This window comes from Campylobacter sp. RM12651 (assembly GCF_022369475.1).
In the GTDB taxonomy this organism is placed as follows: Bacteria; Campylobacterota; Campylobacteria; order Campylobacterales; family Campylobacteraceae; genus Campylobacter_E.
This window is the reverse complement of record NZ_CP059600.1, coordinates 2,045,303-2,058,364: the sequence shown is the minus strand read 5'-3', so window position 1 is coordinate 2,058,364 and position 13,062 is coordinate 2,045,303. Positions and strand designations below refer to the sequence as shown.

11 protein-coding genes and 1 tRNA gene are annotated in these 13,062 nt (G+C 29.2%); 6 read left to right on the top strand and 6 right to left on the bottom strand.

What is annotated here, in order from left to right:
• Positions 1-346 precede the first annotated feature (346 nt).
• On the top strand, positions 347-820 hold the full coding sequence (gene ruvC / locus AVBRAN_RS10355; protein WP_214116175.1) for a crossover junction endodeoxyribonuclease RuvC: 474 nt from the start codon (positions 347-349) through the stop codon (positions 818-820).
• 49 nt (positions 821-869) lie between these two features.
• On the opposite strand, the gene AVBRAN_RS10350 is transcribed toward ruvC, so the two are convergent.
• From AVBRAN_RS10350 to glyQ, 3 genes are all read right to left on the bottom strand, one after another.
• Positions 870-2,672 carry a biotin/lipoyl-containing protein gene (locus AVBRAN_RS10350; RefSeq protein ID WP_239803229.1) on the bottom strand — a complete coding sequence of 601 codons (1,803 nt, stop codon included), beginning with the start codon at positions 2,670-2,672 and terminating at the stop codon, positions 870-872.
• A gap of 11 nt (positions 2,673-2,683) precedes the next feature.
• Positions 2,684-4,114 carry an acetyl-CoA carboxylase subunit A gene (locus tag AVBRAN_RS10345; protein WP_214116178.1) on the bottom strand — a complete coding sequence of 477 codons (1,431 nt, stop codon included), beginning with the start codon at positions 4,112-4,114 and terminating at the stop codon, positions 2,684-2,686.
• A gap of 204 nt (positions 4,115-4,318) precedes the next feature.
• Positions 4,319-5,170: a glycine--tRNA ligase subunit alpha gene (gene glyQ, locus AVBRAN_RS10340; protein ID WP_214116180.1), complete on the bottom strand. Its 852-nt coding sequence runs from the start codon at positions 5,168-5,170 to the stop codon at positions 4,319-4,321.
• Between the two features lie 94 nt (positions 5,171-5,264).
• On the opposite strand from glyQ, the gene AVBRAN_RS10335 reads away from it, so the two are divergent.
• From AVBRAN_RS10335 to AVBRAN_RS10315, 5 genes are all read left to right on the top strand, one after another.
• The gene (locus AVBRAN_RS10335; protein WP_239803228.1) at positions 5,265-5,573 is read left to right on the top strand and encodes an SEL1-like repeat protein; all 309 of its coding nucleotides are present in this window, start codon (positions 5,265-5,267) and stop codon (positions 5,571-5,573) included.
• Positions 5,574-5,817: 244 nt separating this feature from the next.
• The gene (locus AVBRAN_RS10330; RefSeq protein WP_214116450.1) at positions 5,818-7,107 is read left to right on the top strand and encodes an SLC13 family permease; all 1,290 of its coding nucleotides are present in this window, start codon (positions 5,818-5,820) and stop codon (positions 7,105-7,107) included.
• A gap of 18 nt (positions 7,108-7,125) precedes the next feature.
• Positions 7,126-7,956, top strand: coding sequence for a hypothetical protein (locus tag AVBRAN_RS10325; RefSeq protein WP_239803226.1), 831 nt, complete (start codon positions 7,126-7,128; stop codon positions 7,954-7,956).
• A gap of 10 nt (positions 7,957-7,966) precedes the next feature.
• A complete protein-coding gene (locus AVBRAN_RS10320; protein WP_214116188.1) occupies positions 7,967-9,160 on the top strand; it encodes a CaiB/BaiF CoA-transferase family protein in 1,194 nt (397 codons plus the stop codon).
• Entirely contained in the window at positions 9,150-9,962 is an 813-nt protein-coding gene (locus tag AVBRAN_RS10315; protein WP_239803225.1) for a CoA ester lyase, read from the top strand. Before AVBRAN_RS10320 ends, AVBRAN_RS10315 begins: the two co-directional genes overlap by 11 nt.
• Positions 9,963-9,982: 20 nt before the next feature.
• On the opposite strand, the gene AVBRAN_RS10310 is transcribed toward AVBRAN_RS10315, so the two are convergent.
• The 3 genes from AVBRAN_RS10310 to AVBRAN_RS10300 form a co-directional block, all read right to left on the bottom strand.
• Positions 9,983-11,338, bottom strand: a complete 1,356-nt coding sequence (locus AVBRAN_RS10310; protein ID WP_239803224.1) for an SLC13 family permease — start codon at positions 11,336-11,338, stop codon at positions 9,983-9,985.
• Positions 11,339-11,503: 165 nt separating this feature from the next.
• Complete coding sequence (locus AVBRAN_RS10305; protein WP_214116193.1) at positions 11,504-12,706, bottom strand: uracil-xanthine permease family protein; 1,203 nt, start codon at positions 12,704-12,706, stop codon at positions 11,504-11,506.
• Between the two features lie 92 nt (positions 12,707-12,798).
• Positions 12,799-12,873 (bottom strand) — tRNA-Glu (locus tag AVBRAN_RS10300).
• Positions 12,874-13,062: the final 189 nt, after the last annotated feature.

Here is a 13,062-nt window from a genome sequence, read left to right as displayed (position 1 = left end):
TTATTCCTCTTTTTTGTTATTACCTTTGATGATGTGAAAATCTAGTAATATTTGTTTAAAAATATTTAAAATACCTATATATCAATGCTTTTAATAGTGAAAAAATATACCAAAAATATACAAACAATTTACAATATTTCATCATAAATTTCACAAGCTCTTTAAAAAATTCTTTAATTTAGTGAAATTTTTTTATGAATTTTTATTGTAATTTTTAAAATTCTTATAAATTTTCGTGAAATTCTATAAAAATCAGTTTATGTGAAATTCTATTTCATTAAGAAATTTATCGTAATAATAAGCATTTCATAAAAAAATAATTTTAAATTTCACAAGGATTTCACATATGAAAATTTTAGGATTTGACCCAGGAACTAGATTTTGTGGATATTGCCTTTTAGAAAAAAATGGCAGCACAAATACTCTTTTAGAAGCAGGTTTAATAAGATTTAAGAGTAAAGAATTAATAGATAATATTTTAGAATTAAACGAAGCTTTAGAAATGATTTTTAAAAAAGTCCCAAATGCTAGTGTGGCGGTTGAAAATATATTTTTTGCTTATAATCCGCAAAGTGTTTTAAAACTCGCACAATTTCGTGGAGCAATGCTGCTTAAAATCTTGCAAACTTATGGGAATTTTAGTGAATATACAGCTTTACAAGTTAAAAAAACAATCACAGGCAAAGCAAAAGCAGAGAAAGAACAAGTAGCTTTTATGGTTAAAAAGCTTTTAAAAATCAATAAAGAAATAAAACCACTTGATATAACCGACGCAATGGCGGTTGCATTAACTCATAGTTTTTATATAAAAAATACTTAAAATATTAACTTAAAGATATATTAGAATCTGTAAAAACAGATTCTAAAATTTATTTTAAACTAGCTAAAATTTGCATAGCTTCTACATTATCTCCTTGTTTTACAAGTATTTTATCTATTATTCCATCACTTGTTGCTTCAATTGGAACTTCCATTTTCATAGCTTCAAGAATGAATAATTCTTGCCCTGCTTTTACTTTATCTCCTGCTTTTACAAGTACTTTAAACACATTTCCTGACATTGAGGCTAAAATGCTTTTATCATTAGCTATTGATTGTGAAATTTCTTGTTTTTCAATAATTTTTGAAGTATTTTCTTTTTCTTTTACTTTTACTTCGTAGCTATTGCCATTTACTAAAATTTTATCTTTTTCAATTTCTACATCATAGGTTTTATCATTGACTTGCACTGAATAAAGATTATTAGAATTTGATTTAGTATTTTGAGAAATTTTTCTAACATTGACTTTTGCTTCACCTTTTAAAAATGCTAATCCTTTTTCTTTACAAGCTGCAACTATGAATAGATTTTCATCAGTTACTAAAATACCTTCTTTTTTAAGTATTTTTTCAATGTATTTAAGTGATTTGGTTTCATCAAGGTCGGCTAAATCTATTGCTTTTTCTTTTGTTGGTTTTAGATTTAATTGTTCGCTTGCAAGTTTTACTATTTTTGGATCTGGTGCTACAGGGGTTTTTCCAAAATAGCCTAAAACCATTTTGCCATAGCCTTCTGCGATTTTTTTCCATTCGCCAAACATTACATTATTAAATGCTTGTTGGAAATAAAATTGACTAACAGGAGTTACACTAGTTCCAAAGCCACCTTTTTTTACCACTTCACTCATAGCTTTTATAGTATCAGGGAATTTATCTAATACATTATTATCTCTCATCATTTGAGTATTTGCTGTTAATGCTCCACCTGGCATAGGTGAAATCGGTATTAATGGACTAACTTGTATAGCTTCAGGTGGCATAAAATAATCTTTCATACAATCTTTAAATACTTCTTCATATTTTAAGATTTTTTCAACTTCAAGCCCACCTAAATCATAATTTTTACCTTTTACAGCGTGTAACATTGTAAGAATATCAGGCTGACTTGTTCCACCACTAACAGGAGCTGCTGCAAGGTCAATTCCATCAACACCAGCTTCAAGTGCTGCTAAATAACAAGCTACACTAACACCTGCACTTTCGTGAGTATGAAGTCTAATATGAGTATTTGCAGGTAAAAGTTTTCTAGCCATTTTTATTGTTTCATATACTTTTTGTGGATTACTTGTCCCTGATGCGTCTTTAAAACAAATGCTATGAAATGGGATATTAGCTTTTAAAATTTCTTTTAAGGTTTTTTCATAAAACTTAGTATCGTGAGCGCCTTTGCAACCTATTGGTAAATCCATCATAGTTATTACAATTTCGTGTTTTAAACCATAATGCACTATTCTTTCGCCACTATATTTTAAATTCTCAACATCATTTAAAGCGTCAAAATTTCTAATCGTAGTAGTTCCGTGTTTTGCGAATAATTTTGCGTGTAAATCTATTATTTCACGACTACCAGTATCAAGTGTAACGGTATTTACTCCACGAGCAAGGGTTTGAAGATTAATACCATCTCCTACAATTTCACGGAATTTATCCATCATAGTAAATGCGTCTTCGTTTGTATAAAAATAAAGGCTTTGAAATCTTGCCCCGCCACCAAATTCAAAATGCCTTATCCCAGCTTCTTTTGCAGCTTGTAATGCTGGGAAAAAATCATTCATTAAAACTCTAGCTCCATAAACTGATTGAAAGCCATCACGAAAACTTGTATCCATAATATCTATATATTTTTTAGCCATTTTTCTCTCCTTTAATTTAATTTATCTTTTAATGCCGCACAAATTGAAGCGATTATTTCATCTTTATCTTTTTTATTTTTATCATCAATATTGCTTAGAATTTTTTCTAAATTTGTTTTTATATAACTCGTATCAAAAATACCTTTTCTAAATTCTTTACTTTTTGCAATAGTTTTTAAAAATGAAATTGTTGTTTTTACGCCTTCTATTGTAAATTCTTCTAAAGCTCTTTCTAATTTATTTACCGCTAAATCATAACTAGACGCTTTTACAACTAATTTTGCGACTAAAGAATCGTAAAATGGCGGGATTTTATAACCTTTATAAAGATGGCTATCAACCCTAACTGAAGGTCCTAAAGCAGGATAATATTCTGTAACCATTCCTGGTGTTGGTATGAAATTCTTATTAGCATCTTCTGCGGTAATTCTAGCTTCAATAGCAAAACCATTTGATTTAATATCACTTTGTTCTAATTCTTGAATTTGTCCTGCTGCATATCTTAATTGCCTTACTATTAAATCAACCCCTGTTATCTCTTCTGTAACGCCGTGTTCAACTTGTATTCTAGTATTCATCTCCATAAAATAAAATCTATTGTAATCATCTAACAAAAACTCAACCGTTCCTGCATTAGTATATCCAGCCGCTTTTGCGGCTGCTACTGCAGTAGCTCCCATACTTTTTCTTAAATGCTCGCTTATTGATGGACAAGGTGCGATTTCTATTATTTTTTGATGGCGTCTTTGAATAGAACAATCTCTTTCACATAAATGAATTATATTGCCATAATTATCGCCTAATATTTGAAATTCTATGTGGCGTGGATTTTCTATGAGTTTTTCCATAAAGACATCATCATTATTAAAATATGCTTTAGCTTCTCTTTTACAAGTATTAAATGCAGGTATTAATTCATCTTCATTCCAGACTTCTTTAATCCCACGACCACCGCCACCTCCACTAGCTTTTAATATTACAGGATAGCCAATTTTTTTGGCAAATTCTTTTATTTCTTCTTCTTTGCATTCATTTAATACTTTTGTTCCTGGAACTACTGGAATGCCGTTTTGTTGCATTAATTCTCTTGCTATATTTTTATTTCCCATATTTTTAATAACTTGAGATTTTGGTCCAACGAAAATTAATCCTGCATCTTCTACCATTTTTGCGAATTCATAATTTTCACTTAAAAATCCATATCCAGGATGGATTGCATCAGCACCACATTCTTTTGCAGTTTGAATTATTATTTTTGCGTCTAAATAGCCCTTAATGGCATCTTCACCTATACATTTTGCTTCACTTGCGATTTTTACATGCAGACAATTTTCATCAGGCTTTGTATAGATAGCTACACTTTGAATATGCAAATCCCTACAAGCTCTTATGATACGAACAGCAATTTCTCCCCTATTTGCTATTAAAACCTTACTAATCACCTTTAAACTCCTAATTTTAAATAGTGATTTTATTTTAATATTTTAGATTGAAAAAGATGAGTTTGCTTTTGTTTTAACCATTTATTTGTTACTAAAAGTAACAAAATTAAATATTCAATTTTTTAGTTTATGGAATTTGATTTTAATATTTTTACTTGGTTTATATTGAAAAATCAATATAAACCAAAATAAGCAAATTATAATTTATTTTAAATTCTCTTGGCTTTTTAAATACACACTAGCACAATCTTTGCTAAGTTCTCTTATTTTTAGCATAAAATCTTGTCTTTGAGTAACGCTAATTGCACCCCTAGCATCAAGGGTATTAAATAAATGCGCACACATTAGACAATAATCATACGCAGGTAGTGAGTAACCACTATCAAGCACACTTCTTGCTTCATTATATGAAATATCAAACATTTCTTTAAGTCTTGAAGCATTTGCTAATTCAAAATTAAACTTAGAGTATTCAAACTCACCTTGCTTATGAACATCAGCATAAGTTAGCCCACCGCCCCAATTAATATCATAAACATTATCAATATCTTGAATATACATTGCTAAGCGTTCAAGTCCGTAAGTAATCTCTGCACTAATTAAATCACAAGAAAATCCACCAACTTGTTGAAAATAAGTAAATTGAGTAACTTCCATTCCATCAAGCCATACTTCCCAGCCAAGCCCCCAAGCTCCTAAAGATGGGCTTTCCCAGTTATCTTCTATAAATCTTACATCGTGTTTATTTAAATCAATTCCTAAAACTTTTAAGCTATTTAAATATAAATCTTGAATATTTGCTGGACTTGGTTTCATTAATACTTGAAATTGATAATAAGCACCTAAACGATTTGGATTTTCTCCGTATCTTCCATCAGTTGGACGGCGAGATGGAGCAACATAACAAACATTATGTGGTTTTGTTCCAAGTGATTTTAAGAATGTTTGTGGATGAAAAGTCCCTGCACCTGCAGGAAAATCATAAGGCTGAATTAAAGCACAACCTTGCTCACACCAATACTTTTGTAAGTTTAAAATAATTTCTGAAAATGTCATTTAAAAGCCTTTAAAATAAATTTTATTTATCATACAAAATTAATATAAATTTATGTTATTTTGCATATAATTAGCGATTTTTTAAGGAGATTATATGAAAAAATTAATTTTAATTACAAGTTCTTTATTTGTTTTTAGTGCTTGTGTTAGTCAAGAAAATGAAGTTGTAAAAAACAATTTAATGAATCTTGCTTTACAAACTGCTTTAAATCCTAGCTTAAAAGACGAACAAACTAACTGCATTACTAACAAAAATGCAAGTTCTTGTTTAAATATTGCAAATGTTTTATTACAAGGCACTTCAACTTCTCAAAACATTCAAGCAGCAGGTTATTACTATCAATTAGCTTGTTCTTTTGGCTTAGCAATTGGTTGCGATAAAGCTAACGAATTAAAAAAATAACTTTTTAAGAATTTAAAACGAGTTAGTTTTAAATTCTTTTAAATAAATTCTTTCAATTAAATAAAAAATCAAAATGTCAAATTAATAAAATAATTATAATTTTTTAAGAAAATATATTAAAGGATAAAAATTATTATTAATTGTGTAAAATTGTAACAATGATTTTTATTTTTATTATATTTTATTCTTATATTAATCTTAATGATTTTCTTTTCTTATAGTATTTAAGCAAGGAGGATTTATGATTGAACAAATTAACTTAATCATTTTATTTTTTTTATTATTGTCAATAGTTTTAGGCTATTTATTTAAAGCAAATATTGGTATTTTTGCAATTGTATTATGCTTTATTGCTGCTTATATTTATGGCTTAAAACCTAGTGAAATTGTAAAATTATGGGGGCTTGATTTATTTTTTATCTTAGTTTCTATTACTTATTTTTATGGCTTTGTCATAAATAATGGAACTTTAAATAATCTAGCTTCAAAAGCAGTTTATGGGGTAAGAAACTATCCTTGGAGTATTCCTATAGTTTTATATATTGTTGTTGTAATTTTTGTCGGTATTGGACCAGGGCATTATGCTGGATTTGCCTTTATGAGCCCATTAGTTTTATACATAGCTAATAAGATTAAAATGAATAAAATTTTAGCTGCTATTATAATTTATTCAGGTTCTTGTGCTGGGGGATTTAATCCTTTTACTTTAGGTGGTAGGGTTACTTATAATCTAATTGAGAATTTAGGTTTTACACCTGAACAATCAGCAATTATGCAATTAAATCTTGGAAAAAATATGTTTATAGCACATACTTTAATTTTTATTTTAGGATATGTGTTATTAAAGGGGTATAAGGTTGTATATTCATCAAATATTGATAAACCTGAAAAACTAAATTCTATACAAATTAAAACGATTTTAATAGTTACATTTGTATTTTCTTTGGTTATGGTTCCATCAATTTATTTATCTTTTCAACCTGAAAATTTATTGATGAGTAAAATGACTATATTTTTTAATCCTACTTTTGTTTCATTCTTAGGAATTATTTTAGCTATTGTATTTAAGATAGGAGATGAAACACAAGCTTTTAAAAATATACCTTGGAATTTAATTTTTATGATTGGTGCATTAACTATGCTAATAGCACTTGGAAAATCTACTGGTGCTATGCAAATAATAAGCAATTTTTTAAGCGCTCAAGGTGGCAATGATAGTAGCTGGATATATTATTTATTAGGCGTTTTATCTTCTTCAATGAGTGCATTTGCATCTAGTATGGGCGTTGTAATGCCGACATTTTTTCCTATTGTTCCAAGTCTTAGCGTATTAGAGCCATCTTTGGCATTTTCTATTATCGCAACATTTGCAACATTTACGGGGTATTCAAGTTTTTCATCAGGTGGAGCATTGGTTTTAGCAGGGACACAAGATGAGCAAGAAAGAAAATATTTATTTATTAGGTTATTAATATTACCTATTTTGCTTGTGTTATTTGGGTTTTTGTTATTGTTTTTAGGTGTTATTAATTAATTTATGAAAGGGAAAATTATGGAATTTAAAAATTATATAGGCAAACAAGAAATTATAAAAGAAGAAATAAGTCTTACTCAAGTTGAAAAAATAGTCGCAACACTTGATTATAAAGATTTAAAATTAGGTGATGAATTACCTTATTTATGGCAATGGTGCTTTTTTAATAAGGCTTTAAATAAAGATAAATTAGGCAAAGACGGACACCCTAAATTAGGCGGAAGTGATGATAGTTTTTTACCTAGTTTTGGAAATGTTAATCGTATGTGGGCTGGTGGTAGATTTACTTTTAATTCAGCGTTGATTATAGGCAAAATCGCTACTAAAATTACTACTATAAAAGATATTCAAGAAAAAATTGGAAATACAGGAAAATTAATTTTTGTTACTTTAGAGCATAAATATTATCAAGATGAAGATTTAAAAATTATTGAAGAACAAGATATAGTTTATAAAGAGCCAACTCCACCAAAATTAACTAGCAATAAACCTGTAAGCGAAGCTGATTTTTCTGAAAGTTTTTGCCCTGATTCTACTTTATTATTTAGATATTCAGCACTTACTTTTAATGGGCATAAAATTCATTATGATTATCCTTACGCTACTATGGTTGAAGGATATAGCGGCTTAGTAATTCACGGACCTTTATTAGCTACTAAGATGATTAGTTGTTTTGCAAAAAATCATAAAGATAAAAAAATCACAAAATATAGTTATAGAGGATTACACGCAGTTTGCACTCCTAGTAGTTTTTGCGTCGAGTCAAAAATAATTAGTGAAAACGAAGCAAATGTGTGGATAAATAAAGACGGCTTTATAGCTCATCAAGGCATTATAAATTATAAATAAAGGAGAAAAAATGTTGCCATTAGAAGGAAAATTAGTATTAAGTATAGAACAAGCAATAGCAGCACCATTTTGCACTAGACAATTAGCTGATTTAGGTGCTAGAGTTATTAAGATAGAACGCCCTGATGTAGGGGATTTGGCAAGAGGATATGATACTAGAGTAGATGGACTTGCAAGTCATTTTGTATGGACTAATAGAAGTAAGGAGAGTTTAGCTATTGATTTAAAAACCGAAGAAGGTATGAAAATAATAAAATCAATTTTACCTAAGGTGGATATTTTCGTTCAAAATCTAGCATTTGGGGCTGCAAAAAGACTAGGATTAGATTATGAAAATTTAATTAAATATAATCCAAAAATGATTGTTTGTGATATTTCTGGCTATGGAGAAGGTGGAGAATACGAACACAAAAAAGCTTATGATTTATTAATTCAATCAGAAAGTGGCTTAGTATCTATAACAGGAACTGGCGATGAGTGTGTAAAAGTGCCAATTAGTATAGCTGATATATCTGCTGGAATGTATGCTTATAGTGGGATTTTACAAGCGCTTTTATATCTTGAAAAAACAAATAAAGGCTCAAGAATAGAAATATCAATGTTAGAATGTATGGCTGAATGGATGGGGTATCCAATATATTATACTTATAAGGGTGCTAATCCGCCTATTAAAAAAGGTGCTTTTCACGCTAGTATTACCCCTTATGGTCCTTATAAGGCTGGTGATGGTAATGTTGTTATGTTTGGTCTTCAAAATGAAAGAGAATGGAGTAATTTTTGTAAGATTGTATTAGAAGATGAAAGCTTAATTAATGATGAAGAATTTAAAAATAACACATTAAGAACAAAAAACGCACAAAAGATTAAAGAAATAATAGAAAATAAATTTAAAAATCTAACGGCAAAAGATGTGGTGGATAGATTAGAAAAAGCAAAAATTGCAAATGGTAATGTAAATGAATTAAAAGATGTGTGGAATCACTCTCAATTAAAAAGTAGAAATAGATGGAGAGAAGTTGATACTGAAGTAGGTAAAATCCCAGCATTATTGCCACCGGCTACAAATAATAATTATGAGCCTAGAATGGATAAAATCCCAGCGTTAGGAGAACATACTCATAAAATCTTAAAAGAATTTGGATTTAAAGATGAAATTTCTCAACTACAATCAAAAAATATAATAAAGGTAAGAGATGAAAACTAAGAGTTTTTTGTTTGTTCCATCAATTAAAAATGATAGATTTAATAAGGCTTTAAATAGCGGAGCTGATTATATTATTATTGATTTAGAAGATTCAATTAGCCCTAATCAAAAAGATAAAGGCAGGGCTAATATTTTAGAATTTGCAAATAATACAGATGCTAATTTTTTTATAAGAATTAATGATACTAAGAGTGAATATTTTAATGATGATATGAAATTATTAGATGAATTAAATAAAATGAAAAAATTATATGCAATTGTATTGCCTAAGAGTGAGAGCTCAAAAGAATTTGAATTATTTAAAGATTTTAAAGATTTAATAATAATTCCAATTATTGAAAGTGCTTTGGGCGTTGATAGTTTAGATGATATTGCAAGTTCAAAATTAATTAAATTATTAAGTTTTGGTGCTTTAGATATTTCTTTAGAATTAGGATTAAAAGAAGGCAGTGGAAGAGAAAATTTATTAAATCACATAAGAAATCAAATAGTGATAAAAAGTGCAAAATATAAATTATTACCACCAATTAATGGAGTATATCCTAATATTAAAGATGAAATTGGTTTAAAATCTGAATTAGAATTTGTATCTTCTATGGGTTTTGGCGGGTCTTTAAGCATTCATCCAAATCAAATTCCAATAATCAATCAAGTATTTAGTCCTACTAAAGAACAAATTCTATGGGCTAAAGAAATAGTAGAATTGGCAAAAAATACTGATGATATTGTATTTAATTATAAAGGCAATATGATAGATTTGCCAGTAATTAAGAAAGCTCAAAATATACTAGCAAATATCTAATATCTCTCTTAGGAGAGATATTAAAATAAGTGTGGGATTATTCCTGCAACATATCCAAAAATTAAGCAAATAATACTAATTGCCCAAATATAAAAGAATGAGCGTTTAATATGTTCTTTTATAGATACATCAGCAAGACCACATCCAAGCAATGTAGCAGGAACAACAGGGCTTATAAATGTAGCACAATTTCTAGCTAAAACCATAATAATAGCAAGGTTCATTGGGTCAATTCCAAAAGCATTTGTAACGCTTAAAACCACAGGCATAACGCCATAAAAATAAGAATCCGTGCAAAAGATTAATGCCATAGGAACAGCAAGCAAGCCTACTACTAAAGGAATTAAATTACCATATTCATTAGGCACTAGAGTTAGAATTGAAGCTCCCATTTTATTCATAATTCCACTTTTATCAAATACACCAATTAAAATTCCTGCACCAATTAAAGTAATATACATCATTATTGCTCCACCACTTGCTTTATCTAAAACTTTTTTAGCTATTTTTAAATTAGGATAATTTAGTGGCAACGCAATTGCAAAACCTATCATAAAACAAACATAAGAAGGTAATACATTAATTACTAAAGCAGCAATAACAGCTATTAGTAAAAATACATTTACTAAGAAAAATTTATCGTTTTGAAATTCGCTTTTTTCAATTTCAAGTTTAATTCCTTCAAGATTACCACCAGCACCACGCCTTTTTTCTTGATAACCGATAAAAATAGCTAAAGCTAGTGCTAAAACAAGACCTAAAACTTGCATAGGGATTAATTGATGCCATAAATCATTCGCGTCAGCTTTAATAACCGTTGCAGCTCTTAGAGTTGGACCTCCCCAAGGAAGAACATTCATAACACCCATTGCACTAGCACAAATTAATAAAAGCGATGATTTTCTCATTCCAAGTCTTTCATAAATTGGAAGCATAGCCGGAATAACTATTAAAAATGTAGCTGCTCCACTACCATCAAGATGAACAAACATTGCCATAAGTGAAGTAAGAATTGTGATTACAAATACATTTGGTGTAACTTTACTAAGCAAGAAATTAATAATTTTATTAAAAAATCCACTAGCACTAAGCACACTAAAAAAAAGAATAGAAAATACAAATAAAGCTGCTGTATCGCTAACGGTGTTTACACCATCTTTTATAAAACCTTTCATTGCTTTAAAGTTTAAAACATCTCCTTTAACCCCTAAAGCTTTTCCGACTTCTAACCCACAATAATCCATTATCATAAGCATTGCAGCAACTACAAAGCTAACTAAAATAAATGCTATTGCAGGAGTGGTTTTATCTTTTAAGAGTAGCCATACAATAAATCCAAGCCCAATAAAGCCTGTAAGCGATAAAAATAAATCCATTTTTAACCTCCATAAAAAAATGTTAGATTTTAACAAAGTTACAATTTGAAATAATTGAAAATGGATAATTTTTTTAAAAAGTGTTAAGTTTCGTAACAAATTTTAGAATTTAAGAAAAAATTAAAAAATAATAATTCAAATTCTAAAAAGAATTTGAATTAATAATTAATCTTGTTTGTTAGGTAAGATTAGATTTAGAATAATTGCAAGTAAGGCACTAAGTCCAACTCCTGAAAACGAAACGCTTCCAAAACTAGCACTAAGCCCACCAACACCTACAATCAAAGTAGAGCTAATAATTACTAGGTTTTTATTATTAGTTAAATCTATTTTAGCATCAACTAAGGTTTTAATCCCAAGACTAGCAATTGTTCCAAATAAAAGTATCATAACTCCACCCATTACAGGTAATGGAATTGATTGTAAAATAGCATTAAATTTACCCACAAATGCAAGTAATATTGCAAATATTGCAGCCCAAGTCATAATTTTTACTTGTGCGTTTTTTGTAATCATTATTGCACCTGTAACTTCTGAATAAGTTGTAACTGGAGGACCACCTATTAAACCTGCAACACAAACTCCAACACCATCTCCACTTAAAGTTCTATGAAGACCTGGGTCTTTTGTGTAATCTTTTTTAGTTACTGCACCTATTGCCATAACCGCACCAATATGCTCAATTACAGGAGCAATTGCAACAGGTATCATAAAAATTGCTGCACTAAAATTAATGCTAGGTGTTTCAAAATGTGGGATTGCAAACCAAGGTGCAGCTTTAATTGCACTAGTATCAACATAGCCTAAAATAAAGGCTAAAATATATCCACAAATAGCACCTATTAAAATAGGAACTAATTTAAACATTTTTGAGCCAAAAATAGCAATTACAATAGTAACTAAGAATGAAAAAGTAGAAAGCATTAAAGCTATATCTTTATCAATTACTTGAGTTGAGCCACTCATACCCATAGCCATTCCAGCTGCACTTACAGCAACGCTAAGACCTATTACGATGATTACAGGGCCAATTACAACTGCGGGAAAAAGTTTGCTAATAAAACTCTCGCCTTTTGTTTTGATAATTGCAGCAAAGATAAAATAAACAAATCCTGTGCAAAATAAGGCAAACATAGTTGAATTAATTCCCCATTCTTTCATAGAATAAATTATAGGGGTTATGAATGCAAATGATGAGCCAAGATATATAGGAACTTTAAATTTCGTAATGATTTGAAAAATAATCGTTCCGCACCCAGCACCTAAAAGAGCCATTGCAGGATTTAGTCCGGTAAGTAAAGGAACTAATACCATTGCACCAAAGGCTACGAATAAAATCTGAAGTCCAGATATCGCGTCTTTAATCATAAAAAAATCCTTTTTTATTTTGAGTTATTATCTCACAGGGGTAAGGTAAAAAAGGATTTTTTTCATTAAATTAAATAAACATAAAGGAGGATTGGTGACCCATACGAGACTCGAACTCGTGTTACCGCCGTGAAAGGGCGATGTCCTAACCGCTAGACGAATGGGCCTTTCAAGAAGTTTTTTCTTGTGATGTAAAAGCCGTTATTATATGTGAAAATTCTTAAAGTTTTCTTAAATTATAAAAATTTTTTCAATTTTTTTAAAATTTTTGTAAAAAATTGTAATTTTGATGAAAATTTTCAATTTAAAAACGACAATTTTAATCTTTTATGTTTAATATTTACATTTTTTTATAA